This window comes from Streptomyces sp. NPDC026500, assembly GCF_055567635.1.
Genome location: NZ_JBVHQB010000006.1, coordinates 306,884 through 327,290, shown reverse-complemented (window position 1 = coordinate 327,290; position 20,407 = coordinate 306,884). Strand labels below are relative to the sequence as shown.

Here is a 20,407-nt window from a genome sequence, read left to right as displayed (position 1 = left end):
CCGAATGTCGGAGGCCCCATACGCACCCGGCGACGGCCGGACCAGTGGGCGTCGGGCGATCGTGGCCCAGTCGGACACCGGGCGTCGGGCGCCCGACGGCGGCTGGTGCGCGCCGGCCCCGTCGGATGCCGCGCGACGCTGGCCCCAACGAGTCTCCGGACCGACCCGTTCGGGTGGGCCGGACGCGAGTCGTCGGCGCGGAACCGGCCCGCGCTGGTAGCGGTGGTCCATGCCGCTCAACCCCACCCCCACGCCCGCACGCCCGAGGAGCCGCCGCGTCACGGCGGCCCTGCTCGCCTCGGCCGTCTCCGTCTGTCTGATCGCCGCGAGCGCCCCGGACCCGGCCGTGCCCCTGGGGGTCGGTGACCGCCTCTTCCCCACCCTCGGCAACCCCGGGTACGACGTCGAGTCGTACGACCTCGACTTCACCTACCCCGGCAGCAACGACAAGCCGCTCACGGCCGTCACCACGATCGATGCCCTGACCACCGCCCCGCTCGACCGCGTCAACCTCGACTTCGCGCACGGAACGGTGCGATCGGTCGAGGTCAACGGGGCCTCGGCCGATTTCGCGGAGACCGGCGACGACCTGGTGGTGACACCGTCCGAACCGCTGTCCGCCGGAAGCCCGCTGCGCATCACCGTGCGGCACACCAGCGACCCGGTCAGCGCGAAGGGCCAGGACGGCGGCTGGGTACGGACCAAGGACGGGCTCGCGATGGCCGACCAGGCCGACGCCGCGCACCTGGTCTTCCCCTGCAACGACCACCCCTCCGACAAGGCGATGTTCACCATCCACGTCACGGCCCCCGACGTGTACACGGTCGTCGCGAACGGTCTGCGCGAGGGCACCCGCCGGGCCCGCGGGGCCACGACCTGGACGTACCGGACCGCGCACCCCATGGCCACCGAGCTGACCCAGGTGTCCATCGGCCGCTCCGCCGTGCTGCGCCGGCAGGGGCCGCACGGGCTGCCCGTGCGGGACGTGATCCCCAGCGCCGACCGCGCGGCGCTCGAACCGTGGCTCCGCAAGACCCCCGGCCAGATCGCCTGGATGGAGAGCAAGGTCGGGCGGTACCCCTTCGAGACCTACGGGCTGCTGATGGCCCAGGCGCAGACGGGCTTCGAGCTGGAGACGCAGACGCTCTCCCTCTTCGAGAAGGAGCTCTTCACCGAACCCGCCTACCCGAAGTGGTACGTCGATTCGATCATGGTGCATGAGCTGTCGCACCAGTGGTTCGGCGACAGCGTCACCCCCCGCACCTGGTCCGACGTGTGGCTCAACGAAGGGCACGCCACCTGGTACGAAGCCCTGTACGCCGAGGAGAAGGCGAACAAGCCCATGGAGAAGCGGATGAAGGCGGCCTACCGGCTGTCCGACTCCTGGCGCGCCTCCGGCGGACCGCCCGCCAGGCCCAAGGGGCCCCAGCCCGGCCACAAGATCAGCATCTTCCGCCCGAACGTCTACGACGGTGCTGCCCTGGCCCTGTACGCGCTGCGCCAGAAGATCGGCCGCCCGGCCTTCGAGCGACTGGAGCGGACGTGGGTCGGCGTCAACCGCGACGGCGTGGCCTCGACGGCCGACTTCGTGGACCTCGCCGGCGCCGTCGCCGCACGCGATCTGACCGGGTTCTTCAAGGCGTGGCTGTACGACAAGAAGACACCGCCGATGCCGGGGCATCCGGACTGGAAGAGCGACGCCCCGAAGGCACACAAGAACGCGTGAGGAAGCGGCGCCCGCGGGTGCGTGCATCGACGGGACCGGGCGCACGGTGGGACCCCGCGGGATTGATGCCCGCGTGTGTCCGGCGGGTCCCGATAAGTCGCGTGACGACACGGGCCGTACCGTGCGACCATCTTCGAGCCGGCGACCCGGCCCCCTTCGGAGGGTTGGCCCGGCCGGAACCGGGAATCTCCTGGTGGCCTCGGGCGTTCTTCTTTGTGACGGACGGCATTCGTCGGCCCGCGGCTTTCCCCAGCTACGTAAGGATCCAATGACCTCCTCTTCTTCCCCTTCCCAGGACGCGCAGAGTTCCGCGCAGAACTACCCCGAAGGTCTTCGGGCCGATGCCCTGATGGAAGAGGACGTCGCCTGGAGCCACGAGATCGACGGAGACCGGGACGGCGAGCAGTTCGAACGCTCCGAGCGCGCGGCCCTGCGCCGTGTGGCGGGCCTCTCCACCGAGCTCGAGGACGTCACCGAGGTCGAGTACCGACAGCTCCGCCTGGAGCGCGTCGTCCTCGTCGGCGTCTGGACCACAGGGACCATCCGGGACGCGGACAACTCCCTGGCCGAGCTGGCCGCGCTCGCGGAGACCGCGGGAGCGCTCGTGCTGGACGGCGTCGTCCAGCGCCGTGACAAGCCCGACGCGGCCACGTACATCGGTTCCGGCAAGGCCAACGAGCTCCGGGACATCGTGATCGAGACCGGCGCCGACACCGTGATCTGTGACGGTGAGCTGAGCCCCGGCCAGCTGATCCACCTCGAGGACGTCGTCAAGGTCAAGGTCATCGACCGTACGGCCCTGATCCTCGACATCTTCGCCCAGCACGCCAAGTCCCGAGAGGGCAAGGCGCAGGTCGCGCTCGCGCAGATGCAGTACATGCTGCCGAGGCTGCGCGGCTGGGGTCAGTCGCTGTCCCGTCAGATGGGCGGCGGCAAGGGCGGCGGCCTCGCCACCCGTGGTCCCGGTGAGACCAAGATCGAGACGGACCGGCGCCGTATCCGCGAGAAGATGGCGAAGATGCGCCGGGAGATCGGGGAGATGAAGACCGGCCGCGAGATCAAGCGCCAGGAGCGCCGCCGCAACAAGGTGCCCTCGGTCGCCATCGCCGGTTACACCAACGCCGGCAAGTCGTCCCTGCTCAACCGCCTCACGGGCGCCGGCGTGCTCGTCGAGAACGCGCTGTTCGCGACCCTCGACCCGACCGTGCGCCGGGCCGAGACCCCGAGCGGGCGGCTGTACACGCTGGTCGACACGGTCGGGTTCGTGCGCCACCTGCCGCACCACCTGGTCGAGGCGTTCCGCTCCACCATGGAGGAGGTCGGCGACTCCGACCTGATCCTGCACGTCGTGGACGGTTCGCACCCCGCTCCGGAGGAGCAGCTGGCCGCGGTGCGCGAGGTCATCCGTGACGTCGGCGCGACCAAGGTGCCCGAGATCGTGGTGATCAACAAGGCGGACGCGGCGGACCCGCTGGTGCTCCAGCGGCTGATGCGGATCGAGACGCGTTCCATCGCGGTCTCGGCGCGTACGGGCCAGGGCATGGACGAGCTGCTCGCGCTGATCGACAACGAGCTGCCGCGTCCCTCGGTCGAGATCGAGGCGCTCGTGCCCTACACGCACGGCAAGCTGGTCGCCCGCGCCCACACGGAGGGCGAGGTGCTCTCCGAGGAGCACACCGGGGAGGGCACGCTGCTCAAGCTCCGGGTCCACGAGGAACTGGCGGCGGACCTGGCACCGTACGTCCCGGCGCCCGCGCTCCGGTAAGCACCCAGGCAAGCACTTCGGCAAGCAGTCGCTCCGGATGCACGAAGGCCCGCCCCCTGCCGAGGGGGCGGGCCTTCGCCATGGACGCGCGTCCGTCCGCGGGGCCGCGGCCGGCCGGCCGTACGGGCGCGGGCTGCCTACCGGCCGCCGTACTCCTTGCTCATCCGCTCGTAGAGCGCCTGGGCGCCCTTGCCCAGCTGCGGTCCCGCCAGCCAGGTGTGGCCGGCCGGGCCGATCGAGGTGTTCGAGACGAGCTCGGTCCTGCCGTCGACGACCCGGAACCAGCCGCCGCCGGACGAACCGCCGGTCATGGTGCAGCCGATGCGGTACATCGTGGGCAGGGCCGGGTTCAGCGAGAGGCGGCCCGGCTTGTCGACGCACTTGAACATGCTGAGGCCGTCGTACGGCGGCGCTGCCGGGTAACCCCACGCGCCCATCGTCCCGGCCTCCTGGGCGGACGGCGCGGAGAAGTCCACGTCCAGCGCGTTGCCGACGGTCTCCTCCAGGGACTTGGCGCCCTGCTCCGGCTTCACATGCAGCACGGCGTAGTCGTACGGGGCGCCCGCGCCGCCCGTCTCGTCGCCGCCGGAGATCCACTGCTCGGAGGTCGAGGCCCAGTCCGCCCACCACTGGCCGTACGGCGCGATCGCCGACGCCGTCGCGCCGGCGAGCTGCGCCTCCGACCTGCCCTGGTCGTTGTAGGACGGCACGAAGGCGATGTTGCGGTACCAGCCGCCCTTCCTGCCGGCGTGCACGCAGTGGCCCGCGGTCCACACGAGGTTGGACCTGCCGGGGTGGTTGACGTCCTTGACGACCGTGCCCGAGCAGACCATCGAGCCCTCGGGGGAGTCGAAGAAGACCTTGCCGACCGGCGCGGCGTGGTCGTGGTACGGGGTCTTCTCGGCCCGGGCGTCGACGGGGGCCGGCTCCGGGTCGCTGACGCCCTGGTCGGCCGCCGCGTCCTTGGTGGAGATCGTCTTGGCCGGGTCCTTGGCGGACTTCATCCGCTCGGGCTTCCACAGACCGTCGATCACCGGGTTGACGAAGTCCTTGGCCTCACTGAGCCACTTGTCCTTGTCCCAGTTGTTCCAGGCGCCGTTCTTCCACTGGTCGACGTCGATGCCGTGCTCTTTGAGCTTCTCCTTGATGTCGTCCGGGATCTTGATCTTGTCGTCGCCGCTCGTGGACCCCTGTGACGCGGAGGCGGTGGATCCGCCGCTCGCCCTGTCGCCACCGGAGTCGCAGGCGGTCGCGGTGAGCGCCAGGGCGGCCATGAGGCCGGTGGCGGCGAGGACCGTACGACGCCGTCCTGAAGAACGCATGGTGGTGTACCCCCCCGGTCGAAGCTCTGTCGCTGTGCTGGTCGGGTCTGTCGCCGTGATGGCCGGGCGCGGGACGGACCTCCAGGGAGCCCGCCCGAACGCGACATCCCACGGTGCCCGCCCGGTCGAGGACGGACTTCCCGCCCCGTCGGGAACGGAACGGCAGTGGGTCGGTGACCTTTTCCGAGCCCCGTCCCACCGCCGTCCGTCCGAACCCTGTTACGTCGTGCGCGTCACTGCCCGGCGAACTTCGCGCTCACCGAGTCGTACACGCCCTTGGCCACATCGCCCAGCCGCGGACCCGCCAGCCAGCCGAACTTGACCGGGCCGATGGAGGTGTTGGACACGAGCGCCGGCTTGCCGTCCGAACCCGTGGCCACCCAGCCGCCGCCCGAGGAGCCGCCGGTCATCGTGCAGCCGATGCGGTACATCGTCGGGTCGGCCTGCGCCACCGACAGCCGTCCCGGCTTGTCCGTGCACCGGTACAGCTTCTGGCCGTCGAACGGCGCCGCGGCCGGGTAGCCGGTCGCCGTGATGCTCGACACCTTGGGCACGGCCGGAGCGTTGAAGTTCACCGGCAGCGCCGAACCCACGGTCTCTTCGAGGGACTTGCCGCCGCTGCCCTTCTCCGGAGTCACATGCAGCACGGCGTAGTCGTACGAGGCTCCCTGGCCGCCCGTGGAACCGCCCTTCTCGATCCACTGGTCCGAGGTCTGCGCCCAGTCGCTCCACCAGACGCCGTACGGAGCGACCTCCTGGCGCGGGGCGCTCTCCAGCTGCGCCGCCGTCTTGCCGGAGTCGTTGTACGAGGGCACGAAGGCGATGTTGCGGTACCAGCCGCCCTTCTTGCCGGCGTGCACGCAGTGGCCCGCGGTCCACACCAGGTTGGACTTGCCCGGGTGCGCCGGGTCCTCGACCACCGTCGCCGAGCAGACCATCGTGCCCTCGGGGGAGTCGAAGAACACCTTGCCCGCCTCGGGCACATTGGCGTGGTAGGACGTCTTCACGGCCTGCGCCGTCACCGGGGCCGGTTCGGGGTCGGTGACGCCCTGGTCACCGGTGAGGTCGGCGTCGTCGACGCCCTTGTTCTTGTCCGGGTCGTCCGCACCGCGCATCCGGGCCGGGTCCCACAGGCCCTTGATGATCGGGTTGATGAAGTCGTCGGCCTGGCGCAGCCATTCGCGCTTGTCCCAGTTCTTCCAGGCGCCGCGCTTCCACTTGTCGACATCGATACCGTGCTCTTTGAGCTTGTTCTTGATGTCGTCCGGGATCTGGATCTTTCCGTCACCGCCCTGGGACACGGAGGCGGTCGGCCGGTCGCTCGCCGTGTCGCTGCCCGAGTCGCAGGCGGTGGCCGTCAGTGTGAGGGCCGCGGCGAGGCCGACGGCGGCCAGAACGGGGGACGTTCTGCGGCGCGCGCTCCTGCCTCGACGGGCGGCGAAGGGCGGGCGTATGGATCGCATGGTGTAACTCCCCCTGAGCGTATGGGAACTGTGCGGTGCTTCTGCGGGTGCCTGAGCGGTTCGTTCGGTACGACCGAACGGCATCAAAGACTATGCGGTCGCTGTGCGGGACGTCCGACGGAACGGCAACGGTTCAGCTACGGGGGTGCGTCCGCCGGACCGGCTGTTCTGACGGATCGTCAGCAGTGGTGCGCCGGGCGCCGTACTCCTGGTCGCGGTCCGATGCGGGGCATGCCGCCGTCCCGATCCGGGGGCCGCCGCCGGGGCGGTGCGGCCCCGGCCCGGCGGCAGGCCCCTGGTTCCGGCCCGGCAGGAAACCGGCAACGAACCTGCAAGGAACCTCGAATTCACCCGCTTCCCAACGCGAGCGGCGTCGTTGATACGTACGGGGGGCCTGCCGCCTGCCTTCGGACCCCCCAGCCAACTCGCCTCTGGACAGCGGGAGGACCTGAAGCCGTGGCCGTGACCGAGTCAGTGGTGGCGCCGGAGGGGGCGCCAGGGGAATCCAAGGGGGTGCGGGATCGTGGCGCCGGAGCGACCGAGCGGGCGCGCGCGGCGCACGAGGGGATTCTGCGGCGCCAGTCGGCGCGCGAATCGGCGGCACGAACCTACGCGCGCGCCCTTCCGATCGTTCCCGTTCGAGCCCGCGGGCTGACGATCGAGGGCGCCGACGGCCGCCGCTACCTCGACTGCCTCTCCGGAGCCGGGACCCTGGCCCTCGGGCACAACCACCCTGTCGTCCTGGAGGCGATCAGAAAGGTCCTCGACTCGGGGGCGCCCCTGCACGTCCTGGACCTCGCGACACCGGTCAAGGACGCCTTCACCACCGAACTGTTCCGCACGCTTCCCCCGCGATTCGCCGAGCGCGCGCGGGTCCAGTTCTGCGGACCGGCGGGGACGGACGCGGTGGAGGCCGCGTTCAAACTGGTGCGCGCGGCCACCGGCCGCACCGGCATGCTCGCGTTCACCGGCGCCTACCACGGGATGACCGCCGGCGCGCTCGAAGCCTCCGGCGGCGCGAACGATGTCCGCGTCGCGCGCCTGCCCTATCCACAGGACTACCGCTGCCCGTTCGGCATCGGAGGCGACGGCGGCGCCGAACTCGCCGCGCGCTGGACTGAGTCCCTCCTCGACGACACCAAGTCGGGCGTGCCGCTCCCCGCCGGGATGATCTTTGAACCCGTCCAGGGCGAGGGCGGCGTCATTCCCGCGCCGGACGCCTGGACACGCCGGATGCGCGAGATCACGGCGGCCCGGTCCGTCCCGCTGATCGTGGACGAGGTCCAGACAGGTGTGGGCCGGACGGGCGCCTTCTGGGCGGTGGAACACAGCGGGATCACCCCGGACGTGATGGTCCTGTCCAAGGCCATCGGCGGCAGCCTGCCGCTGGCCGTCGTCGTCTACCGCGACGACCTCGACGTCTGGCAGCCCGGTGCCCACGCCGGCACGTTCCGCGGCAACCAACTGGCCATGGCAGCCGGCACGGCCACCCTCGCGTACGTCCGCGAGCACGGCCTCGCCGAACGCGCGGCCACCGTCGGGGCCCGCATGCTGACCCAACTCGGCGGTCTCGCGGCGGAGTTCCCCTGCATCGGCGACGTACGCGGCCGCGGCCTGATGATCGGCCTCGAACTCGTCGACCCCGAAGGGCCGCCGCACCTCACCCCCGACGGCCCCCGCCCCGCCGCCCCCGAACTCGCCGCCGCCGTCCAGCGGGAGTGCCTGAGCCGAGGCCTGATCGTGGAACTGGGGGGCCGTCGTTCGAGCGTCGTACGGCTCCTTCCTCCCCTGACGATCAGCGACGAACAGACGTCCGCCGTGCTCGACCGGCTCGCGGACGCGGTGAGCGCGGTGGCCCGGGGGGACCACCGACTCGGGAGGGACGGGGCGCGGGGTGCCGACGGTCCGCGGTGACGGCCTGACCGCCTCGGCACGGGGCGTACGCCGTCGGGCGGGACTCGCCGGAGAACCTCGGCCGGCGGAGGCCACGGCCTGGGCGAGCGCTCCTCGCCGATGGACCTCCCCGGCCGACTGCCGCTCCACGGTTTCCGCCGGTGTCCCCTCGTGCTGCCTCCGCCGTCGCGGCCCGTGTCACCTCCGCAGTCCACACCGGCGACATCTCGGCCTTCCTCCCCACCGCCGATCCCTCCCCAGCAACCGACCAGGAACGCCAAGAACCCGACGCACCCCGGTGCCGCCCCGGTTTCGTCGCCGCACGAGCCCGAACGACCCGCAAGGAATCCTCGTGAACGCCACCCCCGCACCCGACAGCCCTCCCTCCCCGTACGAGCGAACGGCCTTCGGCACACCGGTCCCGCACCCGTCCGGATCGGAGTCCGTTCCCCGGCAGAAGGAGGCGGCCGGGGCGCCCGAACCACCTCGCGGGGCCACCGTCGACCTGCTCGACCTGCTCGACCTACTGGATCACCCCGACACCCGGACCGCGGCGCAGGCGGCGGCGGTCGAGAACCTGCTGCGTTGCTGGGTACGGGAGAACAACCTGCCCGCCCCCGAGGACGGCACCCTTCGCCTCGCCCTTCCGGCCAGCGGTGCGACCCTCCTCGTTCCCGTCCACCACTGGTCCCCCTCCGGCTGGCACCGCTTCGGCCTTCCCCTCCTCGCCGACGCTCCCCACCAGGCACCGGCCGTCGACGCGGTGACGGTGGCGGCCCTCTTCGCACGGCAGACGGCTGCCAGGACACCGGCCGCGGACACGACCCGCCCGGCACCCACCGACGAGAGGGCGAGGGCCGTAGCGAGCGACCCCGATCCCCGGCACTCGGACAGCCCGGCCGGTGAAGGCGCCGACCTCGTCGGCCGGGTCGCCGACTCGGTTCGGCGCACCGCGGTGTTCATCAGGGACCGCAGGGAGCACCCCGCAGACACCCCCGACCTCTTCCTCGCCGCGGAGCAGGCACTCCTCCTCGGCCACCCCCTGCACCCGACACCGAAGGGACGCGACGGCCTCTCCGATGCCGAAGGCGGGCTCTACTCACCGGAGTTGCGCGGCTCCTTCCCCCTGCACTGGATGGCGGTCGCGCCTTCGGTGCTGGCGTCCGACTCGGCATGGACGGAGCGCGGCCGCCCCGTACCGGCGGAGCAGCTGACCATGCGGCTGGCCGGGCCCGGCCTGGCGCTCCCCGACGGGTACGCCGCCGCACTGCCGCTGCATCCCTGGCAGATGCGCGAGATCCAGCACCGCAAGGAGACCGCGGCCCTGCTGGACGCCGGGCTGCTCCAGGACCTCGGACCGCAGGGCACCCCATGGCACCCCACCTCCTCCGTCCGAACCGTTTACCGCTCCGGCGCCTCCGCGATGCTGAAACTCTCACTCGGCCTGCGCATCACCAACTCCCGCCGGGAGAACCTCCGCAAGGAGCTCCACCGTGGCGTGGAGGTCCACCGTCTGTTGCGCGGCGGCCTGTTCGAGCAGTGGCAGGCCGTCCACCCCGGCTTCGACATCGTCCGAGACCCGTCCTGGCTCGCCGTCGACGGCCAGGACGGCAACCCCCTTCCCGGGCTCGACGTGATGATCCGCCACAACCCGTTCGGGCCGACCGACGACGTCGGCTGCGTCGCGGGACTGGTCTCACCCCGGCCGTACGCCCGGCTCGGCACGCACAACCCGGCAGAGCGCGGCCCCTTCATGCGGTCCCGGCTCACCGAGATCGTCACCGGGCTCGCCGGCCGCACCGGCCGCCCGCGCGGCGCCGTCGCCACCGAGTGGTTCCTGCGCTATCTCGAACAGGTCGTACGCCCCGTTCTCTGGCTGGACAGCGAGGCGGGCATCGCTCTGGAGGCGCACCAGCAGAACACCCTGCTCCTGCTGGACGCGGAAGGCTGGCCCACGGGCGGCCGCTACCGCGACAACCAGGGCTACTACTTCCGCGAGTCGCGGCGCGCGGAACTCGACGCCCGGCTGCCCGGCATCGGGGCGCACAGCGACACCTTCGTCTCCGACGAGGTCACCGACGAACGCTTCGCCTACTACCTCGCCATCAACAATGTGCTCGGTCTCGTCGGAGCGTTCGGCTCCCAACGGCTCGCCGACGAGAGGCTGTTGCTCGCCGCGTTCCGGCGCTTCCTCACCGGCGTCGCCACCGGCCCCGCCCGACTGCGGACACCCCTGCCCGCCCTCCTGCTCGACTCACCCGTCCTGCGCTGCAAGGCCAACCTGCTGACCCGGCTGCACGGCCTCGACGAACTCGTCGGTCCCGTCGACTCCCAGTCCGTCTACGTCACCATCTCCAACCCCCTCCATTTCTGAGGAACATGACCCACCCCGTCTCCTGAGAGGAGCGTCGTCGTGCCTCCCACCGATGCGAGCACCGACGCCGGCACTGCCCGCGCCACCCGACTCGGCCCCGGATCCGGCCCCGGATCCCGCGCGGGCACCGGCTCCGACCCCGGTGCCGGTACGGACTGCGAGGACACGCTCGACCTGCGCCTCCCCGACGAACTGATCGCCCTGTTCGCCGAGGGCACCGGAACCCGGGACGGGACTCCGGACGGGACCCCGGCCGGGACTCCGGACGGGGACGATCTGCTCGACCGTGTCGGCGGCTGGGGACCGGTCAGGACGCCCGCGGGCGTCCTCCACCTCGTCCCCGTGCGTGCCGAGCGCGATCTCCCGCTCATCCACCGCTGGATGAACGACCCAGCCGTCGCGGCGTTCTGGGAACTCGCGGGACCCGAGTCCGTGGTCGAGGACCATCTGCGCCGGCAGCTCGACGGCGACGGACGCAGTGTTCCGTGCGTCGGGGCGCTCGACGGCACCCCGATGAGCTACTGGGAGTTCTACCGCGCGGATCTCGACGCTCTGGCGCGCCACTACCCCGCCCGACCCCACGACACGGGAATCCACCTCCTCATCGGCGGTGTCGCCGACCGTGGGCGAGGGCTCGGCTCCACCCTGCTCAGAGCCGTCGCCGACCACGTCCTGGACAAGCGCCCCTCGTGCGCTCGTGTCGTCGCGGAACCCGATCTTCGCAACACTCCCTCCGTATCGGCATTTCTGAGTGCCGGCTTCCGGTTCTCCGCCGAGGCCGATCTGCCCGACAAGCGGGCAGCCCTCATGATCCGAGACCGGGCTCTGCGCGACCTGTTGTAGAGCCGTCACTCCTGGTTCACCGCTCGCCCTGGTCCGGTTCCCCGTCGAGGAGTGTCCGTGTCGAATCCATCCGCCACCCCGGCCGCCCGAGAGACGCCCTTGATCGCTCGGTTGTCAGTGGCGCCCCGTAGGCTGGCAGCGCTATGACAAAGCCCTCACTCCCCGAACTCCTGCATGCTGCCGTCACTGCCGTCGGCGGTACGGAGCGCCCCGGCCAGGTGACGATGGCCGAAGCCGTCGCCGGTGCCATCGACGACAGCTCCCACCTGCTGGTCCAGGCGGGCACCGGTACCGGAAAGTCACTCGGTTACCTGGTGCCCGCGCTCGCGCACGGGGAGCGAGTGGTCGTGGCGACCGCCACCCTGGCGCTCCAGCGCCAGCTCGTGGAGCGGGACCTGCCGCGCACCGTCGACGCGCTGCACCCGCTGCTGCGCCGCCGCCCCGAATTCGCGATGCTCAAGGGCCGGTCGAACTACCTGTGCCTGCACCGTCTGCACGAGGGTGTGCCGCAGGACGAGGAAGAGGGCCTCTTCGACCAGTTCGAGGCTGCCGCGCCGACCAGCAAGCTGGGCCAGGACCTGCTGCGGCTGCGCGACTGGTCGGACGAGACCGAGACCGGTGACCGCGACGACCTCACACCCGGTGTCTCCGACCGGGCCTGGGGTCAGATTTCGGTGTCGTCCCGGGAGTGTCTCGGCGCCACCAAATGTGCCTACGGAGCGGAGTGCTTCGCCGAGATGGCCCGCGAGCGGGCCAAGCTCGCGGAGGTAGTCGTCACCAATCACGCGCTGCTCGCGATCGACGCCATCGAGGGCGCGCCGGTCCTCCCGCAGCACGAGGTGCTGATCGTCGACGAGGCCCATGAGCTGGTCTCCAGGGTCACCGGCGTCGCTACGGGCGAGCTCACGCCCGGACAGGTCAACCGAGCGGTGCGCCGCGCCGCGAAGCTCGTCAACGAGAAGGCCGCCGACCAGCTCCAGAGCGCCGCCGAGGGTTTCGAGCGCCTGATGGAGCTGGCTCTGCCGGGGCGCCTGGAGGAGATCCCGGAGGACCTCGGGTACGCGCTGATGGCGCTGCGCGACGCCGCCCGCACGGTGATCTCCGCCATCGGGACCACCCGCGACAAGTCCGTCCAGGACGAGGACGCCGTACGGAAGCAGGCCCTGGCGTCCGTCGAAGCCGTGCACACCGTGGCGGAGCGCATCGCCAACGGCTCGGAATGGGATGTCGTCTGGTACGAGCGTCACGACCGCTTCGGAGCCTCGCTCCGGGTGGCTCCGATGAACGTGTCCGGGCTCCTCAGGGAGAAGCTCTTCGCCGACCGCTCCGTCGTCCTGACGTCCGCGACCCTCAAGCTCGGCGGCGATTTCAACGGCGTGGGAGCGTCGATGGGGCTCGCCCCGGAGGGTACGGAGGGCGAGGACCTTCCCCAGTGGAAGGGCGTCGACGTCGGCTCTCCCTTCGACTACCCCAGGCAGGGCATTCTCTACGTCGCCAAACACCTGTCGCGCCCCGCGCGGGACGCCGACCGCGGTGACATGCTCGACGAGCTCACCGAGCTGATCCAGGCCGCCGGCGGTCGTACGCTCGGCCTGTTCTCCTCGATGCGCGCGGCCCAGCTTGCGGCGGAGGAGCTGCGGACCCGCATCCCCGAGTACCCGATCCTGCTCCAGGGCGAGGAGACACTCGGTGAGCTGATCAAGAACTTCGCGGCCGACCCGAAGACCTGCCTCTTCGGCACGCTCTCGCTGTGGCAGGGCGTGGACGTGCCGGGCCCCAGCTGTCAGCTGGTCGTCATGGACAAGATCCCCTTCCCCCGCCCCGACGACCCGCTCATGAGCGCCCGCCAGAAGGCGGTCGAGGACAACGGCGGCAATGGCTTCATGGCCGTCGCCGCCACCCACGCCGCGCTTCTCATGGCGCAGGGCGCCGGCCGCCTCGTACGGGCTTCGGGGGACCGGGGTGTGGTCGCGGTACTGGACCAGCGTCTGGCCACGGCTCGCTACGGCAGCTATCTGAAGGCCTCGCTCCCCGACTTCTGGTACACCACGGACCCCAACCAGGTCCGCAGATCCCTCGCCGCGATCGACGAGAAGGCGAGGGCGATCGAGGAGACGGCAGGAGAGGCCGCCGAACCCGCGAGCGAGCCGGAGGACGCGTAGCGCCCAAGGGCCCGGCCCATGGCCCCCTGGACCTGGTACACGAGCCACACGGAGCCCCCAGCCCCGTACCCACGAGCCACGTGGAGCCCCGTACCCACGAGCCGCACGGAGCCCCAGCCCTGTGCCCACGAGCCACGTGGAGCCCCGTACCCACGAGCCGCACGGAGCCCCAGCCCCGTGCCCACGAGCCGCACGGAGCCTTGGACCATGTGTCCAGGAGCCGCTGGAGCCACTGGCCCGGGTCTATGAGGCGTCTGGAACCCAGGGACCCCACGGTCGAAGGACCAGTGGAGTCCGGTCAAGGCCCCCGGCCAGAAAACGCACAGGACCCCGGAACCGGCGCAGTTGGTTCCGGGGCCCGGTCAGGGGCGGGGGCGATGGACCGCCCGTCGCGGTGTCACACCCTGCGCAGTACGGCGACGACCTTCCCGAGGATGGTCGCCTCGTCGCCGGGGATCGGCTGGTACGCGGAGTTGTGCGGCAGCAGCCACACGTGCCCGTCCTCGCGCTTGAAGCGCTTCACCGTCGCTTCGCCTTCCAGCATCGCGGCGACGATGTCACCGTTCTCGGCGACCGGCTGGCGGCGGACCGTCACCCAGTCCCCGTCGCAGATGGCCGCCTCGATCATCGAGTCACCGACGACCTTCAGGACGAACAGCTCTCCGTCGCCGACCAACTGGCGGGGGAGAGGGAAAACGTCCTCGACCGATTCCTCGGCGAGGATCGGGCCACCGGCGGCGATACGGCCGACGAGCGGCACATAGGACGCGGCCGGCTTGCCCGCGGTGTCCGTCGGCTGCACCGACGACTGGTCGGAGCCCCGCACCTCGTACGCGCGCGGGCGGTGCGGGTCTCGCCGCAGGAAGCCCTTGCGCTCCAGTGCCATCAGCTGATGCGCGACCGAGGAGGTGCTGGAAAGGCCGACGGCCTGCCCGATCTCCCGCATCGACGGCGGGTAGCCGCGCCGCTGCACGGAGTCCCGGATCACCTCGATCACCCGGCGTTGCCGGTCCGTCAGTCCCGAGCTGTCGGCCCGGATGCCTGGAGGTCGGCCAGGCAGGGAGCGCTTGGGCCCCTCATGATTCGCGGCTTCGTTCATCACATGCACCGGCTCGAGTCGGCCCTGGGAGCGGTCCTGGGCGGTGATGGTGGCGCTGTCTGCGGTGGTGGTCACGTCGGCCCCTCTCGATGGTCTCCCTGCTGGACAACGGTAGTTGCTTTCGAAAGGTTGCGCCAAACACACGTTCGAGTGAAAAAACGCGAATTGCCTGACGTGAGCATGTGTCTGGGTGTATGGCTGGCGACGCGCCTGGCGGACAAAAGGGCTCATTGCTGTACCCTTCAGCGCCGGAGGCGGCAGCCGTGCCGGCTGACCTGGGCCGCCGCCCAGTCTGCCATCCGATGGCCGACCGGCCGGGAACCGGCCCCCTTCCGTGCGCCGACCACGCTATCCCCGCGTGTCCGGGATGGGTATGCCTGTGCGGCACGTGCCCTTACGTGTACGACACGCGCGTCGTGGGCGAATTCGCGAGCCAATCCCCACATCTAGTGGTTGGATTGCAGTGGCATCCCAGAAGTTGTGGTCCCCCGGGTCTTCGGACCCCCGGGCATCGCCTATGCTTGAGGCTGCTTCGAGGGGCCGGTGAGGTCCCGCGAGGTCCCTGAGTCGTGCTGTGAAGGAGGGTTGGAGCCATGCACTGCCCCTTCTGCAGGCACCCGGACAGCCGCGTCGTCGACAGTCGTACGACCGACGACGGCACGTCGATCCGCAGGCGCCGCCAGTGCCCCGACTGCTCCCGTCGTTTCACGACCGTGGAGACGTGCTCGCTGATGGTGGTGAAGCGCTCCGGTGTGACCGAGCCCTTCAGCCGGATCAAGGTCATCAACGGCGTGCGCAAGGCCTGCCAGGGGCGGCCTGTCACCGAGGACGCGCTCGCCCAGCTCGGCCAGCGGGTCGAAGAGGCCGTGCGAGCCACCGGAAGCGCCGAACTGACCACCCACGACGTGGGGCTGGCCATACTCGGACCCTTGCAGGAACTCGACCTCGTGGCCTACATGAGGTTCGCGTCCGTGTACCGGGCCTTCGACTCGCTCGACGACTTCGAAGCCGCCATCGCGGAACTCAGGCAGGTGAATCAGCGCCCCGCCGTGGACGACGACGACCCGGACGTGGTGCGCCAGGAGACAGATCGCGGGCGCGGAGGAACCGTGGAGGTTCCCGTGCCCGCCACCGCCGCCGACTGAACGAGGGCCGGACCCTTCGGGCCTCCGGCCCCGCCCACGGGCGGCGACCACAGACCTGCTGCGTCAGGCCGTATCCACGGCACCCGCAGCATCAGACACAGATCGTGCCACGGGAAGTTCGCGGCACTTCAGCGCGTTTTAGCTGTTACTGGGAGGCGGCATGACAGAGACGGCGAGCGGTCCGGCACGAGGTTCCCGCGCAAAGGGCGGAGCCAAGGCCAGCAAGGGACTGCGCATCGAGCGCATTCACACCACCCCGGGCGTGCACCCGTACGACGAGGTGGAGTGGGAGCGTCGTGACGTCGTCATGACCAACTGGCGCGACGGCTCGGTCAACTTCGAGCAGCGTGGCGTCGAGTTCCCCGGCTTCTGGTCGGTGAACGCGGTCAACATCGTCACCAGCAAGTACTTCCGCGGTGCTGTGGGCACCCCGCAGCGCGAGGTGAGCCTCAAGCAGCTCATCGACCGCATCGTGAAGACGTACCGGCAGGCCGGCGAGGACTTCAAGTACTTCGCCTCGCCCGCCGACGCCGAGATCTTCGAGCACGAGCTGGCCTACGCCCTCCTGCACCAGATCTTCAGCTTCAACAGCCCCGTCTGGTTCAACGTCGGGACGCCCCAGCCCCAGCAGGTCTCCGCCTGCTTCATCCTGGCCGTCGACGACTCCATGGAGTCGATCCTCGACTGGTACAAGGAAGAGGGCATGATCTTCAAGGGCGGCTCCGGCGCCGGCCTGAACCTCTCCCGCATCCGCTCCTCCAAGGAGCTCCTCTCCTCGGGCGGCAACGCCTCGGGTCCCGTCTCCTTCATGCGCGGTGCCGACGCCTCCGCGGGAACGATCAAGTCGGGCGGCGCCACCCGCCGCGCGGCCAAGATGGTCATCCTCGACGTCGACCACCCCGACATCGAGGACTTCATCGAGACCAAGGTCAAGGAGGAGGAGAAGATCCGCGCCCTCCGTGACGCGGGCTTCGACATGGACCTGGGTGGCGACGACATCACGTCCGTCCAGTACCAGAACGCCAACAACTCGGTCCGCGTGAACGACACGTTCATGAAGGCCGTCGAGTCGGGCGGAACGTTCGGTCTCACCTCGCGCATGACCGGCGAGGTCATCGAGGAGGTCGACGCCAAGTCGCTCTTCCGCAAGATGGCCGAGGCGGCCTGGGCCTGCGCCGACCCGGGCATCCAGTACGACGACACGATCAATCAGTGGCACACGTGCCCGGAGTCCGGCCGTATCAACGGCTCGAACCCGTGCAGCGAGTACATGCACCTGGACAACACGTCCTGCAACCTCGCCTCGCTGAACCTGATGAAGTTCCTCAAGGACGACGGCAAGGGCCGCCAGTCCTTCGAGATCGAGCGCTTCGCCAAGGTCGTCGAGCTGGTCATCACCGCGATGGACATCTCCATCTGCTTCGCGGACTTCCCGACCGAGAAGATCGGCGAGAACACCCGCGCCTTCCGTCAGCTGGGCATCGGCTACGCCAACCTCGGCGCCCTCCTGATGGCGACCGGCCACGCGTACGACTCCGACGGCGGCCGCGCGCTCGCCGGCGCCATCACCTCCCTGATGACGGGTACGTCGTACAAGCGTTCCGCCGAGCTCGCCGCGGTCGTCGGCCCGTACGACGGCTACGCCCGCAACGCGCAGCCCCACCAGCGCGTCATGCAGCAGCACGCCGACGCCAACACCGCGGCCGTCCGCGTGGACGACCTGGACACCCCGATCTGGGCCGCCGCCACGGAGGCCTGGCAGGACGTCGTCCGCCTCGGCGAGAAGAACGGCTTCCGCAACGCGCAGGCCTCCGTCATCGCCCCGACCGGCACCATCGGTCTCGCGATGTCCTGCGACACCACCGGTCTTGAGCCCGACCTCGCGCTGGTCAAGTTCAAGAAGCTGGTCGGCGGCGGCTCGATGCAGATCGTCAACGGCACCGTGCCGCAGGCCCTGCGCCGCCTGGGTTACCAGGAGGAGCAGATCGAGGCCGTCGTCGCCCACATCGCCGAGAACGGCAATGTCGTCGACGCCCCGGGCCTCAAGCACGAGCACTACGAGGTCTTCGACTGCGCCATGGGCGAGCGCTCCATCTCCGCGATGGGCCACGTCCGCATGATGGCCGCGATCCAGCCCTGGATCTCCGGAGCGCTCTCCAAGACGGTCAACCTGCCGGAGACGGCGACCGTCGAGGACGTCGAAGAGGTCTACTTCGAGGCGTGGAAGATGGGCGTCAAGGCGCTCGCGATCTACCGCGACAACTGCAAGGTCGGCCAGCCCCTCTCCGCCAAGACCAAGGACAAGGAGAAGGCCGAGGTCACGGCGAAGGCCGAGGAGACCATCCGTACCGCGGTCGAGAAGGTGGTCGAGTACCGCCCGGTCCGCAAGCGTCTCCCCAAGGGCCGTCCCGGCATCACCACCTCCTTCACGGTGGGCGGCGCCGAGGGCTACATGACCGCCAACTCCTACCCGGACGACGGTCTCGGCGAGGTCTTCCTGAAGATGTCGAAGCAGGGCTCCACCCTCGCGGGCATGATGGACGCCTTCTCGATCGCCGTCTCGGTCGGTCTGCAGTACGGCGTGCCCCTGGAGACGTACGTCTCGAAGTTCACCAACATGCGCTTCGAGCCGGCCGGCATGACGGACGACCCGGACGTGCGGATGGCGCAGTCGATCGTCGACTACATCTTCCGCCGCCTGGCGCTGGACTTCCTGCCCTTCGAGACGCGTTCCGCGCTCGGCATCCACTCCGCCGAGGAGCGCCAGCGTCACCTGGAGACGGGTTCCTACGAGCCCTCCGACGACGAGGTCGACGTCGAGGGTCTGGCTCAGTCCGCGCCCCGCGCGCAGGAGCTGAAGGCCGTCGCCGCCCCCAAGGTCGAGGCCGTCGAGCCCGCCCTGAGGCAGGTCCACACCAGCGCCGAGCTGGTGGAGATGCAGCTGGGCATCCAGGCCGACGCCCCGCTGTGCTTCTCCTGCGGCACGAAGATGCAGCGGGCCGGGTCCTGCTACATCTGCGAGGGTTGCGGTTCGACCAGCGGTTGCAGCTGACGCCGAGCGCCTGTCGGGCGTGAAGTAGCTGGTCAGGGCGGTGCAGTCGATTGTCGACTGCACCGCCCTTGGCGTTGGCCGACCGGGAGCTCCCGCGCCCGGAGGCGGGCCCGTCGCGCGAGCGGGGCCGGGCATCGGGCATGCCGCGGTGCGATGGCCGGGGCATCGGCCGAATTCGGGTTTCCCGCGAAACGATCAACGGCTAGTCTCCCTCCGCGCGCACGGAGCGCGATGGGGAGGGCGGGGGACATGGCCGACGAGATGGCCGGATCGAAGAAGGGCCTGGGCGCGGGGGCCCAGGCTGTCGCCGCGGTGGTGCTGGTCGCGGGCGTCGCGGGGGGCATATGGGGCGTGTCGCAGGTCTTTCCGCAGAACAACGTCGACGAACCGGCCGTCTGCTCCAAGGAGCACAGCACCCGGCCGGCGAAGCACGTCTCCGGAACACAGCTGTGCCAGGCGCTGAACCGCGCGGACCTGCCGGCCCTCCTCGGGACGCCCGACGAGCACGCGCAGACGGCCGACGGCAACGACAGCGTGATCACCCTCGACGGTGGCACCAAGATCGCCACCCCTGAAGCGAACGTCGGCCTGAAGACCTACTCCGTGAAGCTGTCGGCTTCCAACGACCGGATTTCCGTTGCTCGGAGTCTCCATCTGCTGCCTTCGGCCGAGCCGAGGCAGATCCTGGGCCACCCCGCGGTCCTCTACTCGGACCGGACGATCGCCCTCACCTTCGGCTCCGGCAAAGCCGAGAGCGGCCCCGGCGGTGTCGCGCGCGGTCTGCTGGTCGCCAGGGACGCGAAGGACGGCGGCGGTTCGTTCGAGGTCACCATCTGGCGCCAGGACGATGTCACGCCCGATGATGCGGCGCTGTTCCGTGTCGCCGAGATGGTGCTGCCGACCCTCCCGGGCTGGAAGAACGGCTGAGAGCCGCCGACGAGCCCGAAGTCGACGACGCCCGGAAGAGAAGGCCGGCACAGCGCGGGAACCAAGAAGCTCCGCTGTGCCTCACGCCTCCTGCGGGCTGCCCATGACCCTGGCGAAGGTCGCCGGGTCCGTGTCGTAGCCGTGGATGCCCGCATGGAACGTCCACTCGCCGGAGTGGTCGCGCACGAACTCCCCGATGGTCGCGGCCGTCGCGCCCAGGACGTCGCCGAAGTCGCCCTCCGTCAGGACGGTGTAGCCCTCACGCAGGCGGAAGCCCGGGTTGAGGACACCGACGAAGGTCCTCGCCTCGGTGCGCTGCTGGATGAGGACACCGACGACCACGCGCGCGTAACGGCTGTCCAGGCGGTCGAGCTCCAGGGTCATGACCTCGTCCCAGCCGAAGCCCTTGCCGTCCTTGCTGTCGCGGTTCAGATAGATGGTGCCGTCCGGCGAACGGCTGCCGAAGTACACCACATAGGCCGGATTTCCCTGCGGCGCGGACGCCAGATACGTCGCCGCGATGATGTCGAGATCGGTCGCGGGCTCACCTACGGGACTGGGATCCCACTTGATCGCCAACTCGACTTTGCGGATGCCCTTGTTGAGACCGTTCACCGGATGTCCCCTCCCCGTTCT

General features: G+C 70.3%; 13 protein-coding genes. 9 read left to right on the top strand and 4 right to left on the bottom strand.

Annotation, left to right across the window (positions count from 1 at the left end):
- The first annotated feature begins 229 nt into the window (after positions 1–229).
- On the top strand, positions 230–1,726 hold the full coding sequence (locus ACZ4N5_RS14305) for a M1 family metallopeptidase (RefSeq protein WP_467757381.1): 1,497 nt from the start codon (positions 230–232) through the stop codon (positions 1,724–1,726).
- A gap of 268 nt (positions 1,727–1,994) precedes the next feature.
- Entirely contained in the window at positions 1,995–3,491 is a 1,497-nt protein-coding gene (gene hflX / locus ACZ4N5_RS14300; RefSeq protein ID WP_467757380.1) for a GTPase HflX, read from the top strand.
- Positions 3,492–3,628: 137 nt separating this feature from the next.
- Here hflX and ACZ4N5_RS14295 read toward each other — a convergent pair whose 3' ends face one another.
- Both ACZ4N5_RS14295 and ACZ4N5_RS14290 read right to left on the bottom strand, forming a co-directional pair.
- Positions 3,629–4,813 carry a trypsin-like serine peptidase gene (locus tag ACZ4N5_RS14295; protein WP_467757379.1) on the bottom strand — a complete coding sequence of 395 codons (1,185 nt, stop codon included), beginning with the start codon at positions 4,811–4,813 and terminating at the stop codon, positions 3,629–3,631.
- Positions 4,814–5,046: 233 nt separating this feature from the next.
- A complete protein-coding gene (locus ACZ4N5_RS14290) occupies positions 5,047–6,276 on the bottom strand; it encodes a trypsin-like serine peptidase (RefSeq protein WP_467757378.1) in 1,230 nt (409 codons plus the stop codon).
- A gap of 513 nt (positions 6,277–6,789) precedes the next feature.
- On the opposite strand from ACZ4N5_RS14290, the gene ACZ4N5_RS14285 reads away from it, so the two are divergent.
- From ACZ4N5_RS14285 to ACZ4N5_RS14270, 4 genes are all read left to right on the top strand, one after another.
- The gene (locus ACZ4N5_RS14285) at positions 6,790–8,190 is read left to right on the top strand and encodes a diaminobutyrate--2-oxoglutarate transaminase family protein (RefSeq protein WP_467757428.1); all 1,401 of its coding nucleotides are present in this window, start codon (positions 6,790–6,792) and stop codon (positions 8,188–8,190) included.
- A 331-nt stretch (positions 8,191–8,521) separates the two neighbouring features.
- On the top strand, positions 8,522–10,543 hold the full coding sequence (locus ACZ4N5_RS14280) for an IucA/IucC family protein (protein WP_467757377.1): 2,022 nt from the start codon (positions 8,522–8,524) through the stop codon (positions 10,541–10,543).
- Positions 10,544–10,582: 39 nt separating this feature from the next.
- Positions 10,583–11,386 (top strand): GNAT family N-acetyltransferase, encoded by an 804-nt coding sequence (locus tag ACZ4N5_RS14275; RefSeq protein ID WP_467757376.1) that lies wholly within the window; start codon positions 10,583–10,585, stop codon positions 11,384–11,386.
- A gap of 143 nt (positions 11,387–11,529) precedes the next feature.
- Complete coding sequence (locus ACZ4N5_RS14270) at positions 11,530–13,548, top strand: ATP-dependent DNA helicase (protein ID WP_467757375.1); 2,019 nt, start codon at positions 11,530–11,532, stop codon at positions 13,546–13,548.
- A 397-nt stretch (positions 13,549–13,945) separates the two neighbouring features.
- Here ACZ4N5_RS14270 and lexA read toward each other — a convergent pair whose 3' ends face one another.
- Positions 13,946–14,722, bottom strand: coding sequence for a transcriptional repressor LexA (gene lexA / locus ACZ4N5_RS14265; RefSeq protein WP_355763205.1), 777 nt, complete (start codon positions 14,720–14,722; stop codon positions 13,946–13,948).
- 518 nt (positions 14,723–15,240) lie between these two features.
- Between lexA and nrdR the strand changes: the two genes are divergently transcribed.
- From nrdR to ACZ4N5_RS14250, 3 genes are all read left to right on the top strand, one after another.
- Positions 15,241–15,792 carry a transcriptional regulator NrdR gene (gene nrdR / locus ACZ4N5_RS14260; RefSeq protein ID WP_467757374.1) on the top strand — a complete coding sequence of 184 codons (552 nt, stop codon included), beginning with the start codon at positions 15,241–15,243 and terminating at the stop codon, positions 15,790–15,792.
- A gap of 160 nt (positions 15,793–15,952) precedes the next feature.
- Positions 15,953–18,844, top strand: coding sequence for a vitamin B12-dependent ribonucleotide reductase (locus tag ACZ4N5_RS14255; RefSeq protein WP_467757373.1), 2,892 nt, complete (start codon positions 15,953–15,955; stop codon positions 18,842–18,844).
- A 249-nt stretch (positions 18,845–19,093) separates the two neighbouring features.
- Complete coding sequence (locus tag ACZ4N5_RS14250) at positions 19,094–19,771, top strand: DUF6215 domain-containing protein (RefSeq protein ID WP_467757372.1); 678 nt, start codon at positions 19,094–19,096, stop codon at positions 19,769–19,771.
- An 81-nt stretch (positions 19,772–19,852) separates the two neighbouring features.
- Here the strand turns inward: ACZ4N5_RS14250 and ACZ4N5_RS14245 are convergent, their stop codons facing one another.
- Complete coding sequence (locus tag ACZ4N5_RS14245) at positions 19,853–20,386, bottom strand: TerD family protein (RefSeq protein WP_467757371.1); 534 nt, start codon at positions 20,384–20,386, stop codon at positions 19,853–19,855.
- Between the last annotated feature and the right edge of the window lie 21 nt (positions 20,387–20,407).

Bases quoted from the DNA above. Each gene is read 5' to 3' on its own strand.
- ACZ4N5_RS14305 (WP_467757381.1), top strand. From the start codon at position 230: ATGCCGCTCAACCCCACCCCCACGCCCGCACGCCCGAGGAGCCGCCGC.
- hflX (WP_467757380.1), top strand. From the start codon at position 1,995: ATGACCTCCTCTTCTTCCCCTTCCCAGGACGCGCAGAGTTCCGCGCAG.
- ACZ4N5_RS14295 (WP_467757379.1), bottom strand. From the start codon at position 4,813: ATGCGTTCTTCAGGACGGCGTCGTACGGTCCTCGCCGCCACCGGCCTC.
- ACZ4N5_RS14290 (WP_467757378.1), bottom strand. From the start codon at position 6,276: ATGCGATCCATACGCCCGCCCTTCGCCGCCCGTCGAGGCAGGAGCGCG.
- ACZ4N5_RS14270 (WP_467757375.1), top strand. From the start codon at position 11,530: ATGACAAAGCCCTCACTCCCCGAACTCCTGCATGCTGCCGTCACTGCC.
- nrdR (WP_467757374.1), top strand. From the start codon at position 15,241: ATGCACTGCCCCTTCTGCAGGCACCCGGACAGCCGCGTCGTCGACAGT.
- ACZ4N5_RS14255 (WP_467757373.1), top strand. From the start codon at position 15,953: ATGACAGAGACGGCGAGCGGTCCGGCACGAGGTTCCCGCGCAAAGGGC.
- ACZ4N5_RS14250 (WP_467757372.1), top strand. From the start codon at position 19,094: ATGGCCGACGAGATGGCCGGATCGAAGAAGGGCCTGGGCGCGGGGGCC.